This is a genomic window from Psychrobacter sp. 1U1 (assembly GCF_051847535.1).
In the GTDB taxonomy this organism is placed as follows: Bacteria; Pseudomonadota; Gammaproteobacteria; order Pseudomonadales; family Moraxellaceae; genus Psychrobacter; species Psychrobacter saeujeotis.
In genome coordinates this window covers 387,063-405,374 of the sequence record NZ_JBPYDD010000002.1, presented here as the reverse complement: position 1 = coordinate 405,374, position 18,312 = coordinate 387,063, and the positions used below count along the sequence as shown (strand labels likewise).

The following is an 18,312-nucleotide window of genomic DNA, read 5'->3' as shown; positions in this document are numbered from 1 at the left end:
TATTGTAAAGATATCTGGACATAGTAGATTAAGTATATTGAAATTAATTTTGTTGAAAAGAAGTAAGTGCACTCAACGACTGCTAAATTTAGTTCATAAATTCCTGCCATACGGATGAAATATAATTAAATCAAATTAACGAGCAATAACATATCATTAGAGGGTAAATCGTAGATGGATTCTAGTAGAAGAATGTATTGGGAAGCATTGTGGTGGCTTACAGGAGTATATTTTGTAATTGAAGTAGTTATCAACATTATTGTTTTCAAACAACTCTCAATCAAAAGTGATTTTATTACCATTGAGGGCATGGAGTTTTGGGGGAAAATCATCACAGGTGTTGGTGCTGCCCTCGCGTTCACGAAAATTTTTTATGCACTTAAGTCTCAGTTTGGTTTTGGTGATGACGAGTATTACTATGCTACTGAAAGTCTGAAAGTCATGTTTTTAGGTCTGTTAATCTGCATCCCCCTTAGTTTCTACTTGCAAAACAAGTTGATCGAAACGATGGTAGATAATTCTACGGCTGAGGAGAGGAATAGAGCGATACTTATCATTAATACCCAAGTGACTATGAAGCCTCATTACAACCCTTTAATTACTATCGATAAGAAACCAACAACAATGAATAAGTTGTTACTGCCAATTGGTGGAATGAAAGACAGCTTTATACATAACTACGAGCAAAAACAAAACGTATTGTTTTCAGCATCAAAAAAATGTATTGAAGGCAGCGGTGAAATGTTGGGTGTGATCTCTAATATCGATAAGGCTTTCTTTGCTTATAATGCGCTTAATTCACCTATGCAAGAGCAGCTATATAAAGACACTATTATTTACTATAATTCATGTCTTTTAAGTAATGGAACATACCTAAAGCTAGCAATTCCAACGCCAGAATTTGACGATACTAAGTTCCGTAAGTTTTACGAAAAATACCAAGATAAAACTAGGGTATATTACGAGGCAAATGCTAAGGCGGAAAAGTCTATATGGAGCTCAGTAGCAAAAGAGAAAGTTTACAAAGAATGGTTAAAAGGTGTCAGTAAGACTCTAGGATTCGAATCAACCTTAAGCCCCTACCTTAACTATGACCAGTTTGTTAGAGACCCTGATATTCAAAAATATTTTAGAAAAAAAGCAAAACCAGAGGAACTAAGCTTAATTCCTTATAGCGATGGGTTTGAAGAATCCTTGCGACTAAAGATGGCTGAACCATTGAAAGAATTGTTGCCAAATACTGCTATACCTACCTATATCAGTGAAGGGGATGATGAACCATTAGGAAATTTTATTAAATACCCTAAAAAGTATCAAGGCGAAAAAGCTGAGGTCACACAAGAACAAATAGAGCACAGTGGAAAACAGGCGTATAAAGGCATTGTTATGCCTATAGTTGCACTAGGGGCATCATTGACCTTCTTGCTGTTAAATATAGTCATTGTTATATCTCAACTTATCGTTATGATTATCTTTGTTAAGTTCGGTCAAGAGAAACCACCTTTCGGTCTTAAATTGCTTATATCTTTAGTTTTAGTAGCAGTAATCATTGGAGTGCCGATTAGCTCAAACATTAATGATGATGAGAATGGCAATGTAAGCAAGATGAAAAAGGCAGTTGAGATTATATACTACTATGAAAAAGCGCTAGTAAGTATCCTAGGCATTAATGATAATAGTATTAGCCGCGCCTCATTTAAAATCGGAGAAATAATCACAGATACTGAGACTAATGAAAACAATAATGCTGTAGCAAAAGCATCAGGATTTAACATTAGTGAATTGGAAAAACGGACAGAAAAATAGCGCCTTAGATAATCCTTGCTAAATAAGTAGATTTAAAAATAGAGGTTTTATGGAAAAAACCAGAGAGCATTAGCAATCTGGTTATTAAATACGTTCTAAATTATCACCTACCTATTGTAAGCTGCCCGCCAGAAAAACTGATACATGATTCGCAAAACCAAGATGATTGCTTTCTGATATAAGGTATATCCGCTGGCACATCAAGTTGATACGGCCGTCCACAGTACTCACAGTGAACATCATCTAAGTAGGCCTGGCATTCCGCTAATACGCCAAACAAAATATGATAATCGATATGGTATTGTCTGCAGAGTATTTCTATATACTCTACATACCGCCCATCATGCCCGTATGCCCAATAGTCTTCACATAGCTGTATGTCGGACTGATCTACATAAGGGCTAAAAATAAGTTTTAAGCTCATGGTTATCTCCAAACCAAGTAGTTGACGTTAATCACAACGAATAAGGGACATCGTAGTGATTCATAATGGCCAAAAATTTGGTCTCAAGATTCGTTAAGGTATAACGATTCAGCGCTAATCCTTCATTTAGCTCTCGTTGCACCCATATCCTAACCGCTTCATCATTATAAAAAATGGGGTTAACGCCTAGCATCTTTGCTAACTGTGAACCCTGTTGTATTTGCAGGTTTACCATAAGTTTGGTAGATAGCGATATCGCTTCGGCGCTTAGCCAAATTGAAGCATGCGGCGGTTTAATAAATGTGTTCATGTATAATCTCCTGTAGATTAATATCCATTTCTGTTAGTTGTAATGACTTTCTACAGATTAAATTATACATACATTTTGAGCTATTGCAACTTAAAATAACCTTCTATAGAGCTTTTTGTTACTTAATAGGACCTTTTATTTATTTGAGAGCTATAGTTTGCTGCGTATTATTTGGCGTAATCACTGATAAGCGCAGTATTATCTTATGTTCTAAAAGGAGGAAGGTTTATTCTTATTCCTTAACTATCTCATAAAGGTCGCCCACTTCAATATCCAAATATAAACATAGCTTCTCTACAACCTCTAGATCTACTCTTGTCGCTTCTTCGTTATACATACGTGTGATTGTGCCTCTATTTACATCCGTGTCTCTAGACACATCAGCAATCTTTAACCTTTTTTCACCCATAATTCTAGATAAATTACACTTCACCATAACCTCCTCCATAATAAAATAACCTACTGTAGATAAAAATGTCTTGCAAAAGATTATTTTTAGTGTAAATTATGTTCTATAGCAGGTTATAAAGCTATCAGATAATAACACTTTAATCTTTAGTAAGGATTTTACTATGAGTTATACCTACTTAACAACAGAAGAGCTGTCACAACGTATTAAATATGACAGCAAGACCATACGCAACCAGCTTAAAGATGTTGTGTTTATTGAGGGCGTTCATTACATCAAACCATTTGGAGGTAGAAAAATCCTTTTTATATGGCAAAAGATTGAAGAGCTGATGCTGACAGGCTACGACGATACCATTCCATTTGCAGCGGGAGCGTAATCATGGCGAGTATCAATAGCCGTAATGGCAACCTGTACGTAGATTTCCGATACATAGGTCAGCGCTGTAGAGAGCAAACCTTACTAACAGACACTAAGCCCAATCGAAAGCGCCTAGAAAACTTCGTTAGCAGAATGGAAGCTGACATTCAATTGGGGAGTTTTCGGTACGAAAACTATTTTCCACAAAGTAAAAAACTTGAAAAATTTAAAAGCTTAGAATTAGTTAAGTCGACAAACAGTCATAAAGATTCAAGCTCTAGTTTTAGTAATTTTAGTAAAATCTGGTTAGAAGAGAAAAAACCAGAATGGCGTGATTCACAGATAAGTAATGTCGATGATATTTTTAGAATCTATTTATATCCTCAGTTCGGCGACATATCCTTAAACACGATTACTAAAGCTAAAATTATGGCTTTTAGAGGCAAACTGGTTAAAGGGGGAAATAATGGGCGACCATTATCAGCTTCCCGTATCAACCACATAATGACTCCTTTACGTATGGTAATCACTGAAGCTACCGAGCGCTTTGACTTTGATAACCCTTGGAAAAATATTAAGCCACTCAGTGAACCTAAAAGTAGCGTTAATCCTTTTACCTTAAACGAGGTTATGTTAATCATTAATAACGTGCGTAGGGACTTCAAACCGTATTATATTGTGCGTTTCTTTACAGGTATGAGGACAGGCGAGATAGATGGTTTGCCCTGGAAAAACATAGATTTTGAACGCAGACAAATCATTGTTGATCAGGCGGTAGTAAACGGCATAGTTGGTCCAACTAAAACTAGTGGCTCCAATCGTGTGATTCAAATGAATGCCCTGGTCTACGATGCACTGCTTGAGCAAAAAAAATTAAACAGCCAGCAAAACAAATTTGTGTTTTGTACGAAAGCTGGCACAGCTTTGAATCATCGCAACGTGACGCGGCGAGTTTGGTATCCACTACTGAGGTATCTAGAGGTAGATATGCGTAATCCTTATCAATCTAGGCATACTGCTGCAACGCTTTGGCTAGCTGCTGGCGAGGCGCCTGAATGGATTGCCTCTCAGATGGGCCATAGCAATACTAAGATGCTATTTACCGTTTATTCTCGCTATGTACCGAACCTTACTCGTCAAGACGGAAGCGCGCTGGATAAGCTATTGAAAGACCGAGGTATACTACAAAACCTATGAAAAAGCCTATATATAATAAAAAGACATCTAAATAGGTGTCTTTTTTTTGTATTAAAGCTGGATGGTTTAAATGAACGGAGCTACAGTTATTTAAACGACTTATAACGGTTGCGTAGCAATGGATACAGACAACAAAGCAACTAACAGAGATTACAAAATTGGTGAATGGTTACAAACAAATATTATTGATTGGTCAAATATAGATGAGATTTCGTGCTTACTTGTTGAATTAAAATTTCTACAAGATACTTTGCCTGAGCAATTCAGATCAGCGCTAGAAAGTGAGTACCATGCTTTATCTGAATGGGTAAAAACAAAAGACACAGTTTCTACTTTAATTGAATTAGAGAAACTACAGATATACGAAAGCGGTATTGATCAGAAAAACTTCCTAAAAACCATAAAGACACGTCATAAGTATCTCAAAGATCTCTACCTCATTAATTTTTTAGCCAGTCGTTCAGACTTACCAAAAATAAATAGCATTCGTTCTCTTTACTTTTTCCTCTGCCTTAAAATGGTTGAGCTGACTGACTATGATAGTAGGATTGAAACCACACTTGATGAATGTCGATTTTTAACGAGTAATATTCGTGAATTCCTAGTCCCATTTTTGCCAGACATAACAGAGTTTGAGAGTCTTAATGATCTCCAAAGTCATCTTATCGAGTCTCAAGACAATGATCATTACACCAGATGGTTAAATAGCGCTCCTGATACCTTTGAATCAGAAATAAAAAAATATGGTAACAAGTTACTAAATAAGAGCACATCATTCTCTTCCAGCAATGCTAAGAATGAGCTTAATGGGCGTATAGCTAAATATCTTTATGAATATATCCTGCCGATAGAAAACTATTTCAAAAACGACTCTGGTATTACTCGCGTAACTAGTACCACCTATCAGGTTGCTAATGGCTCATTAGATTATGATGACACGACAGGCAATACAATCAGTGATTTAGTTAATCTTACTAAGGGTATAAATAGTACAGAAGCTTTTGAAGATGAAGAACGTCAAGATAACGAGAAAGAATCTTTTGAACAAGTAACAGTCAATACTCCCAGTAACTATTATCTTGATTTGGTAAGGGCGGAAGGTCAATCAAACAGTCGACGAAAAAGTGCTATGAATTTAGTTACTAGTGTAAATATAGCCCATGAAGATGAAATATCTACATTGGTAAATTACCTTGGTTGTAAGCTGAAGGAACTAAATTTAGGCGAGCTAGATAAAGCAGATTGTATAGATCAGAAGTTTAATTTTGACCTAAGCCATCAATCTGCCCTCTATCTACTTATGATCTTATTAACCAGTATTCAGGGTATATTTCAATCAGATAATTTAGAAGACGGATTTAATGGTTATCGATATAAACTTCAATTCGCACCAGAACGTAGTCATAAGGACGAAAGTTGGGATAAAAAATTATGTGCTAATAATGAAAGTATTCTTTTCCTCTACATGCCAATTATACTGATAGAGCTGCACCGTGAGATGACTTACGTATTGGATGATAATTTAATGATTTCGATTCATGCCCAAGCTATCAACGATATCAAAGCAATCAATAAAAAGTATAAAGTAAGATTAAGTTTTAATAAAATAAAAAACTACTTTACTAGCTACTTATCTCAGAACGGTATCGATAAAGCCTTGATAGAAGTAATTACTGAGTCTCCTGTACATCATTTATCAGCGCTGCCTTATTACAATATCTCTCAGTATAGTCTATATCGATGTCAATTTAAATTTACTAATCACTTGTTAGGTCTGATTGATGATAAAAACATCAAGGGTAGCAAAGGAAGAATAGACATTTTCTTCGAAATAACTAATGAAGACTCTGTGCCCCATTTTAATGATGAGAAAATGGGCTCTTTGCTAGCTATTCGAGAAAAATTATTAACTCCAATCATCGAAGAGTTAAAGAAAAATATTCTAGAAAAAGTTGGTAAAACTAGTTTTTTGAAAGTAGGTGATTTTGTAGAGTTGCATAACTTTTTCACCGATTATCTATATATTTGGCTATCCATTGCTAGCGGTTACCGCCCAGTGAATGAGCCATTCGGTAGACTTTCAGATATAGATACCGGAACAGGTTTGTATTTTATAAGTGATAAAGAAGTTCAGCAAGATACTATAGGACGATTCATATATCTACCAACTATATTATGCCAGCAACTCGAAGAGTACATAAAATTTATCAAAGGCAACGCTAGTCTTTTTAATAAATTAGGGAACGACATTGGACTAATCTATACGAATATTCTAGACGGCAATATTGGACTGGTATGCTACTTGAAGCTGGATGAAGCAACTAGCACAGTTACTAGACTAAAACTGGATAATGCTTTCCTTAAAAAACGTATATCAGCTTATATCTCTTTACCACTCAACTGGCCTCGTCACTATATACGCTCGCTACAAAACGAGCATATTGGAAAATATTCTTTTGACCCATCTCTGAACAAAGACAGTATCGGATATGATGTGGTCAGTGCTTGGATGGGACACTCTGACGAGCTTGGATATAGCTTTTACGATAGATTTAGTGGATTAAAACGAAGTGAGCTTAGGGCTTTTGCCCAAACTATAAATGAACTGACTAAAAATATTGGTTTTAAACTAATTAAGTTAGAGCACTAGATATGAGTAATAATAAATCAGGTGCTGAAACACGTAAAGAAAATCGAGATCAACGAGAAGAAAAACGTTTTTTGTTAGCTCGTAAACTAATAGATAAATATATTGATTTTATTAAAATTTTAGAATCAGAAGACCACCAAAAATCTTTCAATTTAATGTGGGCTAAATTTGATAAAAAGTTATCTACTAACAAGCATTTTCAAGATGTAAGAAAGTATTCTACTGCTTACAATCATGCCGTAAAGTACTGTCAAGATCGTATGGAAGATAAAAACATTACTATAGGTTTTCCAAAACTCATTATTCAATCATCTCGTCCAGCTTCCTTTCGCACACAGGAATGGTTTTCTGATGGTAAGGACGTACTAGATTTCTATTTAGACTGGAGTAAACGATTAGAAGCTCAAACTAATATTGATCTAACTTTAAACGATGTATTTTTAAGTCTTATTTTTCATAGTGCAGTACTAAAAGTGTCTGTGCTACAAGCAATATTGAAGCAGCTATCTGATGACTGCTTAATGATTGAACAAGTCTATGGTCTACCAATCATTGCTGTGATTGTTGACGATAGCTCCTATCATACAAACACTTATGTAGGGACAGAAGCTGTACACCAAACGCAAGTTTTTATATCTCCTCTATCAGCACATATTCTTCAGTCCTATATCAAAGAAAAAGCAGTACCAGTCGCAGATAAGCTAAAAAATATTAACATTCATAATTTATATCAAAGCATGCGACAGACACTAGAAAATAGCGTTAATTTTGGCTTAAGACGATTCTTGATTGCAGCAGTGTATATTTTAGAAAACTACCTTTTACTTAATTTGCCCGAGTATATGTGGTATATCGTTACGGGCAAAGAAGATACATTTAGTTTACCAACTTCCAATTGGCAATCGCTCATATATGAGATTCGGCATGATACAACTAATCAAGCACAGCTGAGTAACCAAGTACCTAGTACTTCTAATAATATTTCTACAGTAACAAATTCTCAATTAGCAGTTGAGATAGCGAAGATTTTTAAAAGTGATAGTAATAATAAAATTTCTAAAAAACTATTTGTTAAAAAATTAAAAAAACTCGATAGCGAACTTAAAAATAGTTATGCGCCTTTAAACGAAAGGGCAATCGTTGGTTGGCTGCTATCAATGACAACCAGTCATATGGTCTCTAGCATTCAGACTTATAGCAATAGAATTACCAATCGATGGTTAGCCCTGACAGAAAATGCGAGTCTAAAGGACTATCAAGAAGATGATTTTGTAGCACTATATACTGAGATGATCGAACTTAGTAAAACTCCAAAGGCCGCGAACGCAGCTGCTGAATTAATTGATAAAATTCATCAGTATATGGTTGCGCATCATAATATAGAATCTATACCTTCGTTTGCTACGAGTGAGAGACCTCATCATAGAGTCGGTTACATTTCAGAAAGTATATTCCAAGTTATACTCAATAAAATTGATAGTCTCACTATGACTGTTGATGAAAAGCAGGCTATAAGCCTAACACTGATACTAGGTCAACGGTGTGGTCTGCGGATTGGTGAAATCGTTAAAATAAGAATAAGAGATATTGCAGAGACACAGAACTATCTAGAAGTTCGAAATAACAAATTCGGAAACAATAAAAGCCTCTCTGCACTGCGTCGTATATCACTTTCTCAATTATTGCTAGAGTCTGATATGCAACTCATAAGACGTGTATATATCAAACGTTCTAGGTACAAAAACCAGACGCTCATAGCAAATCAAGCTGGCACGCCATATAACTCTAATGCAATCTCAAAAATAATTAGTACCCTTATAAAAGAAGTTACTGGTCTTAAATACCTCACTACGCATCATTTAAGACACAGCTGCCTGACTAATTTTCAATTGATGTCCTTTTTATACGATAAAGATTATAAATTCAATAACCATTCAAGTGCAAAATTCTTAAAAAGCCTACTACCTTATGAAGATAAGCAGGCTGTCAATATTATCAATCATTTCGAGACGAGTCTCGCCTACAAAAAAGTATACGCCTTAGCAGGAGTAGCAGGTCACGCCAGTCCTAGTACAACGTTTGCATCCTATGTGCATCTTACTGATATTCAAATTGGACTACTGTTATATCATGTAGATTTTAAACTATCTGTTAAACATGCTCCGCTACTAAAAACTCCAAGAAGAATAAAATATGAAATTGAAAACGTACCATTAAAAATTAATGAATATCTTATATACAAGATGAAACTACCAGAGTTACCACAGCCTAAGAGTAGTAAATCAGTTAGCGAGAATCTAACCAAACAAACTGATAAGACCAAAAGATATGCTTTCGATGAAGTGAATCAAATTTTGGAAGCTTACACCGAAAAAGGTGACTATGAATATCTCATGCATATCTACGATGTCAGTCAAGATACGTTTGAAAAATGGCTTTACAATGCGCAGCAACTAAGGAGGGCATCAGAGTTTCAAACTACAAAAGGTAATCCTAGACTATTTGATCCAAACAATAAGCACAGTCTACTACCTGTAAAGGATAGATACGGTGATGATAGAAAAAATATGATACGAATGACAGATAAATTTCGTGATATTTATAAAGGAAGTAATGATAAAGGTGCTATTAATAAGTTTGTTTTTCATACCCTTATTAACGCTCAACCCAGTAAGAACTTTATCATTTTTAAGCATCCTGCAGACATTTACAACTATCTTGAAATTGTCTGCCAGCTAGTATACAAAAAAGATATTAGCTTAAAGGTCTATAATTATGAGCAGGCCTCAGAGGCAGATCAAACCTCTTGGAATCTTGCATTAAAGACTATACCTCGATCACAAATGGAGTTTAATGAACTCGATTACGCAAAAGGTAGATCATATCAAAAGAAGATTCGAGCTGAGCTTTCACTAACGAGCCAAACTCAGCCTATAAGAATTGAGAATAGACTGGATTCTAATATTCCTATTAGCCAGTGGAGTGTTCGGACATTACAAATATTCTGTCATTATGTATACATCATGATAGGCGAAAAACTTAATTAGATAAAATCTAGAGGTTTAAATAAAATGAATTTATCCGCAAAAACCATCAGATTTAAGAATATTACTAAAATTGACTTACATCCATTGGCTAAAAAACTCTATGAGTTGATTATCGAAGCATATGTTGCAGGAGGGCAAGAAGAGTATCTTAAGCTGATAAGCGATAGATTTGATTGTTACCCTAGTCTACCTATCCATAATGTCTCACTGATAAGTAAAGGTGCTAATAAATATCTATTGATTGGAGGTTGTTTTTCACCTCTATTTAATCTTAGAGAACTTAATGAAAGTAATACGCTTTTTCTCAGTTATAAGACGTCTAAAGATAATACTAACACTGAACATAAAAAGCGTATTGAAAAGGACTTCAATCAAGATGTAGTTGATTTTATTTTTATGGATTTTATTAGATCTATGTCTTTAATCTCGCTCAAAAGGCCTGGCTCTATAGAATCAGCACTAAGAAAAATTACTCAAGATTATAATAGTAGTATTTGGAACGAGGTGTTTGATAATAGGAGGAACTACTTGCGCCAAGCTGATTACTCCGAACTGTTAGATATGGATCGCAACACAATTAAAAATCACAGTAATCCTCTATGAGAATCAATAGTTACGATATGAATAGCTATAAGATTGTTTTATCAAAGTATCAAAGTTCTCTAAGCTAAAAGTTAACAGACCTTCCAATTTTGTGGGCAGCTCTGAGGAGCAATATAACATTTTAACTGAAATATTAAGATATGTGTCAACGTCCGACCATAGCACTGACAGAGCTTAACTTTAGCAATAAGGTGGCAAAAACTAGTCCTGAACTGTTTATAGTAAGGAGCTTATACTAAAATAACTGCTAGTTTACGACCGGATAAAAAGGCTTGCCCCAGTCCATTTTGCTATGATTTGTCATCATGATCTCTAGCATTAATGGCAAGATAGCAGCTAAGATAGCGCTACTGTCTTTGATTTGTGAACGATTGACTTGGCTGTTGTGAGTGGCACCGCCATGCATGATTTGATTGCGCAGGGTATATAACCTATCAAATACTACCGCCAATACGGTATCTGTATCTTTATTACTAAGTGCACGGCGAGCTTTATCTTTGGCACGTTTGAAATCTTCTTCCCATGCTTGATGACTAATCAGACCATTTTGATAATCCCAAAATGGCTGAAAAGTGTATTGATTATCCAGTAATATACGAATGCTACCTGAATACTTCTCCCAAACTAGCTTATAGACCTTCTGGTCAGTGTCTAGACGGCATATCAGTTGTATAAAGCGCCGAAACTCACTACGCTCTGAGCTGGTAGCAAATAATGCTACTTCCCGAGCATAAGCGGCATTAAATGCTATCCATAGAGTGATGAAACGTATGTCGTCATCATTGACTCTCACAGCTTTAGACAGCCAACTTAATGAGCGATGCATACGCAGACGAAAGGGGTCAGAGAATTCAGACTTCTGGGTTTGGTGATTATGTTTGAGACTCTCTAATCTCTGGTAAGAGGTACTACTATCATTATGCATTAGCTATTACTCCGTAATCTATTCATAGCACTCTCTAACGCATCATCTCCCTCTGTATCACTTAATGTACTTGCGAGTAGTGTGGTATTTTGGCGCATTGAATGAACACTATTCAAGTTAAGCTTTACCTTTTGTAAAGTCTTCATAGTATCGTGATAGCCTGCTTGTACTAGTCTATCGACTGTTTCAACTGAAAAATCGAACATCGCCATCGTGCCGCCTATTTCGATGCTAGGTCGGACCTCTATAATAGAGGTATCAGAAAAGTCATGTCGATGCCACAGTGAACCATCAGCTAAGTGCGTCACAATAATATGGCGACAGCCAGCTTCTATCAATGGAGTAATTGGTGTATTGCCCTGTGATTTAAGGTAACCCCCTTGTCCACCATCAGTATAGCGTCCATTTTGACCATCACTGAATGCTTTAAAGAATAAGGGTACTGCAGCAGAGGCTAAAAGCACCTCTTTTTGTTCTTCTAATGATAAAGACTGTATGTGTCTAAACTCTGAAGGAGCATTGTCTATTCCTGCGAGCTCTACTTTAACAACATCTTTTATAGCTAAAAATAAGTCTATAAATGCTTTACCACTTTGTTGCTGTTTAAAAATCGAAACATATAGGGGTATAGAATGCTGTAGATGTTCTATATCTAAATATTCCTCTAACATCATTCTTAATGTGTCATCTTTTAATATATTTTCAACACCAGAAGTTTTAAAACCAACAAATACAGAACTTAACAATCCAAGAGGACTACTAAGCCTTAACCCAGCCGATAGCAGCAGTGTAAAATAAATCAAATAATTAAACTTACTATTTGAGATAGATTTAAGTTTGAACCTAGAGGTCAGAGCGTTGCTATCAAACTGAATAGGCTTAAGGTGAGGCAGCTTATCCCAAAGATTTCCTATACGTTTTACGCCTTCAGCAAAATTAGGTGCTGATGCCAGTACAGCACCGTTTAGTGCACCAATACTGGCACCTGATATCATATCAATGCCAATATTCATTTCATTGAGCGCTCTAACAACGCCAACATGATAAGCGCCTTTTGCACCGCCACCTGATAATACTAAACCAACCTTATTATTAGATTGAGTATTTAATAATTTGTTATTCATAACCCAATCCCTATTAGTCTAGAACTCTCTATACGATTATTCATTTCACCAATCATACGTTTAGAGACTCTGTTGATATCTATCATATTTAGACTTAGATTTTTATACTCGGGCTTTTCATCTTCTGGTAAATCATGATACTGGGTAGCCATAAATACGATAGGAGACTCATTAGGTGATAACCCGCTCCAATCGCCTTGATATGCTAGGGCATGCTGTAATGCCTGAGTCTCCTGACGCTCATTAGGTAACGATAACCACTCACTTTGATGTAAATCTTCTTTGGCACCAATCTGAAGGTTCTGTTTAAATGTACCTATAAGCTCATTTTCTAAAGTTTCTAGCAGCTCGACTTTCTTTTTATCATCCTCATAAGTACGCAGATATAAGCCAAAGTCACCCCAATATAAGGTATCTAAAGTTGTATAACATTGTCCTAAAAGAGATAGCTTAGAAAACTTCTCAGCTTTTAATTTAGCAATTACGTGACCCATTTGAGTGTAAGCATAGCCATAGCTTTCAAGCCTATCCAGTCGATTACTAACTTGGCATACTCGCTGTTCAATCTGTTGCTGAAATTCCAAGACATAACCAGTCAGCTTAGACACTCCTAGTTGAGTGTTTTTGAGCTTTTGATGAATATCAAGGATGGCATGAGTATGACTATCTTGTGACTGCAGGACTTCATTAAAATAATGCTGGCAAGCTTCCAGACCAACGATAAGGTGATCATTGATATTCGCTTGCGCCTGTTGAGTTTTTCCAGACACTAAAGATAAGTTGCGAGAGAAAAAACTACTAGGCTGCATGGTTTTGCTGTTTAGCTCTGAAGCCGCGTCTAAACCATTAACAAAATCAATGACCATCTTATCCGTAAGGTAAGGTACGTTTTCTTGTATAGACTGCTGATAAGTTGATAAGTTCACAATAAATACTTCCTTTTAATACTCTAAGACATAAATAATAATTTTCGTATAATTGGCGAGGTAGACTAAGCAGCAATATCGCTCTTAAGTCGAGTGTCTACTTTCTCAACAGCAAACTTATCTGACAGATTTTCCCAGTTCTCTTCAGTCTGTTGACTAGAGTTTTGAAGTTTTACAATTTTTTCCTTGTATTGCTTTTTCTCTTCTAAATCAGGCATCTTTTCTTGGATAATAGCATTGTTCATTTCTTGCACTACATCCTTTATAGTCTCATTAAACTTATTAATAGAAGTAATATTTTTATCCAAAAGCTCTGATAGAGTGCTTTCAATCTCTTTACCTAATGGAACAATAATCTTTTCTTTTATAGTAACTTTTATTCTATCGTTCATATCTCTTTTATTGATAGTATAAGTCTCTATATCAACTTGATAAGTCCCCCAACTCTTCCCAAACCAACCTCCAAACTTCCTTTTAATGCCCGATGTTATTCCACTTTCATTTCTGGTTTCGCTAATTTTTTTATATGAAACGTTTAGGTTTAAGTTTTCTAATACACCGTTTTGATTCTGCTTTATACGCGAATCTATACTTTCTATTTTTAGCTCTTTTAAGCCTTCTCTATTAAACTCGTCTTGCAAATTATTCAATAGCTGGTTGCACTTTCTATATAGCTCTGTAGTTATTTTTTGCGTATCTTCTATACTTTCATCTAATATTGAACTGTAGACGTTAACAACTTCTTTAATTAAATCAGATGTCATTGCTTCTACACTTTTTTGAAAGGCATTAAGATCAGATTTTGTTGAGAAAACTAGTGCATACTTACTAGACTTTGCAAGTTCTTTAGCTTTATCAAGTTCTGCCAACTTTAATTTTCGCTCGTCAGACTCTTCATGGTTAAAAAACTTTTGTAAAAGAGTCTTATTTATCGTTTCATCTATTTTTCCAACTTCTTTTTTAATTTTTTTACTTTCAATACCAAACATATCATTTAGCCTTATCTCTATGATTGGCATTATTTTTGTGGTTTCTTCTTTTTTTTTCATCTCTTTCTTTGCTTTTTGCTTTATATCTGAGAATGTTTTTTTCATATTTTCAGACAGTACTTCTGACTCATTAATTTGCTTCTCTAAACTTTTTATGGTTTTTTCTAACTCAACTATCTCTTCATTCGTCATTTTCTCTTTTTCAGCGAAATGTCCACGAATATTGAAGAAGTTATGTAGCTTTTCAAATACATCACTTGCCCCTGCGAGAGCAGACTGAATGGCAATATAAGGAGCGTTTTTTTGCATATTTACGATAACATCTGTTAAAGGCTCTGACATGCGACTATCGTCTATCAATGCTCTTAGCTCCTCAGAGATGTCCTCTGCGTCCATCTTTTCATATTTTTGTTCAGCTCTTTTACCCAATACTTGCTTAGCAAAGTCCTCTATCCAAGTCCCTTCTTTATAGTCAGGTTTGTTTTTATTCTCTAACAGGTAACTTTCCATCCGATTGGCTAAATAAGCATCTCTTGCTGATATAGGATAGATATGCTCCAGATCAATTTTGTCTTTGAGTAGGTTGTTGAAAATATGTTTTTTAGTGGTTTCAGCGTCATCCGCATTGGCTGACTCTTGATCAAACTTATTAACTAAAGCAAACAGTCTTGATTTTTGGATAGTAGGAATGGCTTCTATCTCATTTTTTATACTTTCTTCGGCTTCAGAGTTGAGCTGCGTATAGTCCAAAACCAGCATGACTGCTGAGCTACGCTTTAGCTGCTCTCTCAACAGGCCTAATAGCTCTTTATGACCTGACTCATTTGGCCCAGCTGTATCTAACAGCATAAAGCGACCATTAGTTTCAAAGTCGTCTTGTAGTCTAAATGCCACTTCAATCATTGGTAGAGCATCTATGTTTTGATAGCTGTCATAGGGAAATTTTAATAACTCATTATCAGCTATACTATTTATCGTAGTAGCAAGACGAACTAAATCATTCAATCGTTGTAAAAAATCAAAGATGTCAGTTTCGCCGTTATAGGTATCACTAAATGAAAAGCCTTCTTGAATGAACTCTATTAGCTCGACAATTTCTGGACTTGGATTTTCAATACTACAAACTCTTAGCGCACTTTTTACTTCAACTAAAAACTTGTTAATAGGTTGACTATTAAAATTTAGCTTAGGTGTTGTTTGTTCTTTATTATGGCAGATTAAAGTAGGGAGGGATGTCATTGGACGATTGCGATTGGGTAGTATCTCGCGCCCGACAATAGCGTTAATAGTAGTGGATTTACCGGCTTTCATTGTGCCCACAACAGCTAAGACCACATCAAAGTTTTGTAGCTTATGAACTTCACCCTTCAGAACCTGCTTGAACTCTTTACAGGTCTCCGGGGTTAAAATACCTTCACTTTTAGAGTCATAATTTTTTGACTCCTCTTCTTTACTTAAGATGTCAGACTCGATATCTGAGAGCATGCTTATCTGGGTTTGCAATATTTTAATAGCATCATCTTTATAACCATTAAGCGCTAATTTTGTCATTCCATTATTCGCAATACTCATCATTTCACCTTAAAGTCTTTCAATAATTAATGTTTGGGTTTTTAGAGCTTTTCTAAATAACCTTTGAGCAGGTCTTGCATTTGTGTTTGAACACTACTAGGGCTAATCACACGAATATGAGGTATCCAATATTGGACGATAGGCACAACTTCTCTTGGGTGCACATTTTTACAGGCTAATAGCAAATCACCACTATCCAGTTTGCGTATTAGCTCTTGATTGGGCAGTAGATCACGACGCTCAAAATAACCGGCTACCTCAGCATTAACTTGTAATACGATCTCATTGATATGATTATCAAAGAACAAGCTGTCAGTTCTGATTAAGTCAGCCTTAATTTGCTCGTCACATTCGAAGCACTCATTAGTGATTACTAGATTGCTGATTTGCGTGAAGCAAAAAGTACGCGTTTGGTGATTACGTCTACCCACTACATACCAAATACCATTTTTATTTAGTAAGTGATAAGGCTCTAAATAATGGTTCTTGCTATAGTTAGCAGAATTCTGTTTGCCAATTTTTTGATAGTCAAAATTAATATATTGACTATTGGCAATAGCCTCGCTGATAGCTTTAAAATCTTTACTTCGACTGCTAATATCTTCATATGCAAACCCTTTGACTAATACACTTTGATCAAGTTTTTGCTGAAAGAACTGACGATCAATTTGTGGTAGTAGGTCTTGGATACTGGCAAAGCTAGCAAAACGTTTGATGTCAACTAGCTCAAAACAGCCGATATTTCTGGTGGCAAGACGATAAAATTGTGGGCCTGATTCACTGAAATCTAAAATTGTCAGACGATCCTGAAAATCTCGTTTCAATGTGCGAGTAGAAACCTTATAAGTATCTGCCAACTCAAAAATATCTAAGCGCTCACCAGCGTTTAGTCGAATGATAATGTCAGATAAACGATATGCGAGACGTTCATGCTTTTTTAGTTCCATTAATCTTACTCAATTAACACCATATAAAAACCTGTAACAATATTACATGAACAATACAGAAATGTAATTATGCACTTTTATCTGGATTTCTCAATCAATATTTAACGCTCTTGAGTCATATTTTATGTAGGTTATTGATATTCATACTCTTTACATGGTAAAGATAATTTATGGAAATAATAATAGAATATTAAAGTCGCCAATTACGATAGTCTTTTTCGTAAAAAACAATGGGAGCATGAAGACGCGGTATCAGTACGAACTTGGAATTCACATTTATTTGTCGAGTGATAATACGTTGTCCACGACAGCGCAGAAACTGGTGTAAGCCTCTTGTATCTTCAATAATTACATTGCTATTAAGGTTGATACGTTGACCAGAATCCAATTGAAACCAAATAGGAATGTTTTGAGGCAGGTGCCGTGTTATAGAAAGATCGCTTAATAAGAAAAGTCTTTTATCTCTACAATTTTTCCCTAAGAATTTTTCTAGGTAGATCATTACTAACACTCATAAATACAGATTAAGCATTAGTCTAGCGTAGGGGTGTGACAGGTTGTGTCAAGAATACGAAATTGGAAAATAATTTTGGAGGGTGTTTGGGAGTATCGATTCGTAAAGGAATGAATGAATAAAAATGCAGCTATATCCAGTCTAATGGATTATGCTGCGGCTTCTTAGATTATAGTAACAACACAGATATGAGTGGGGGCGAATAGACAAAACGACCAGTGTAATTAGAATAACTAAGCCCATTTATTGGGCATTTATATATTATGAATGCCCAATAATTACACTATGGTAGCGACCAAAATATATATTTTATCCTTATTGAGATATGTTAAAGTACGCTAAACGTCCTACTAAAAAATCATCTATAGCTCTTTTGGTATAAAGCTTTGTAGGTTAATGTTACTTAATACCATTTAATGAAAAATGGTGGGTCTAGCCTGTCACGCCGGGGGTCGCGGGTTCGAGTCCCGTCCGCTGCGCCATATTTAAAACTTAGTTTTAATACAAAA

The 18,312-nt window shown here is 35.5% G+C and carries 13 protein-coding genes; 6 read left to right on the top strand and 7 right to left on the bottom strand.

All coding sequences use genetic code 11. The annotated features are described in order from the left end of the window. Positions 1–192 precede the first annotated feature (192 nt). Positions 193–1,806: a hypothetical protein gene (locus ACS8FB_RS03955; RefSeq protein ID WP_439261111.1), complete on the top strand. Its 1,614-nt coding sequence runs from the start codon at positions 193–195 to the stop codon at positions 1,804–1,806. 455 nt (positions 1,807–2,261) lie between these two features. Here the strand turns inward: ACS8FB_RS03955 and ACS8FB_RS03950 are convergent, their stop codons facing one another. Then, positions 2,262–2,540, bottom strand: coding sequence for a hypothetical protein (locus ACS8FB_RS03950; protein WP_439261110.1), 279 nt, complete (start codon positions 2,538–2,540; stop codon positions 2,262–2,264). A 232-nt stretch (positions 2,541–2,772) separates the two neighbouring features. Beyond that, entirely contained in the window at positions 2,773–2,988 is a 216-nt protein-coding gene (locus ACS8FB_RS03945) for a helix-turn-helix domain-containing protein (RefSeq protein WP_439261109.1), read from the bottom strand. Between the two features lie 124 nt (positions 2,989–3,112). Here ACS8FB_RS03945 and ACS8FB_RS03940 point away from each other — a divergent pair, with 124 nt between their 5' ends. The 5 genes from ACS8FB_RS03940 (at position 3,113) to ACS8FB_RS03920 (ending at position 10,806) form a co-directional block, all read left to right on the top strand. Continuing rightward, positions 3,113–3,328, top strand: a complete 216-nt coding sequence (locus ACS8FB_RS03940; protein WP_439261108.1) for a hypothetical protein — start codon at positions 3,113–3,115, stop codon at positions 3,326–3,328. A gap of 2 nt (positions 3,329–3,330) precedes the next feature. Beyond that, positions 3,331–4,506: an Arm DNA-binding domain-containing protein gene (locus ACS8FB_RS03935; protein WP_439261107.1), complete on the top strand. Its 1,176-nt coding sequence runs from the start codon at positions 3,331–3,333 to the stop codon at positions 4,504–4,506. Between the two features lie 118 nt (positions 4,507–4,624). Continuing rightward, complete coding sequence (locus tag ACS8FB_RS03930) at positions 4,625–7,156, top strand: hypothetical protein (protein ID WP_439261105.1); 2,532 nt, start codon at positions 4,625–4,627, stop codon at positions 7,154–7,156. Between the two features lie 2 nt (positions 7,157–7,158). Beyond that, positions 7,159–10,203: a tyrosine-type recombinase/integrase gene (locus ACS8FB_RS03925; protein WP_439261104.1), complete on the top strand. Its 3,045-nt coding sequence runs from the start codon at positions 7,159–7,161 to the stop codon at positions 10,201–10,203. Between the two features lie 24 nt (positions 10,204–10,227). Continuing rightward, positions 10,228–10,806 carry a hypothetical protein gene (locus tag ACS8FB_RS03920; RefSeq protein WP_201559911.1) on the top strand — a complete coding sequence of 193 codons (579 nt, stop codon included), beginning with the start codon at positions 10,228–10,230 and terminating at the stop codon, positions 10,804–10,806. 247 nt (positions 10,807–11,053) lie between these two features. On the opposite strand, the gene ACS8FB_RS03915 is transcribed toward ACS8FB_RS03920, so the two are convergent. The 5 genes from ACS8FB_RS03915 to ACS8FB_RS03895 all read right to left on the bottom strand — a co-directional run bounded on the left by ACS8FB_RS03915 (position 11,054) and on the right by ACS8FB_RS03895 (position 17,289). Continuing rightward, positions 11,054–11,731 carry a hypothetical protein gene (locus ACS8FB_RS03915; protein WP_439261103.1) on the bottom strand — a complete coding sequence of 226 codons (678 nt, stop codon included), beginning with the start codon at positions 11,729–11,731 and terminating at the stop codon, positions 11,054–11,056. Further along, entirely contained in the window at positions 11,731–12,855 is a 1,125-nt protein-coding gene (locus tag ACS8FB_RS03910) for a patatin-like phospholipase family protein (protein WP_439261102.1), read from the bottom strand. Before ACS8FB_RS03910 ends, ACS8FB_RS03915 begins: the two co-directional genes overlap by 1 nt. After that, the gene (locus ACS8FB_RS03905; protein ID WP_439261101.1) at positions 12,852–13,781 is read right to left on the bottom strand and encodes a diguanylate cyclase regulator RdcB family protein; all 930 of its coding nucleotides are present in this window, start codon (positions 13,779–13,781) and stop codon (positions 12,852–12,854) included. Before ACS8FB_RS03905 ends, ACS8FB_RS03910 begins: the two co-directional genes overlap by 4 nt. Positions 13,782–13,846: 65 nt before the next feature. Further along, positions 13,847–16,342, bottom strand: a complete 2,496-nt coding sequence (locus ACS8FB_RS03900; RefSeq protein ID WP_439261100.1) for a dynamin family protein — start codon at positions 16,340–16,342, stop codon at positions 13,847–13,849. Between the two features lie 41 nt (positions 16,343–16,383). After that, complete coding sequence (locus ACS8FB_RS03895; protein ID WP_439261099.1) at positions 16,384–17,289, bottom strand: WYL domain-containing protein; 906 nt, start codon at positions 17,287–17,289, stop codon at positions 16,384–16,386. Positions 17,290–18,312 lie beyond the last annotated feature (1,023 nt).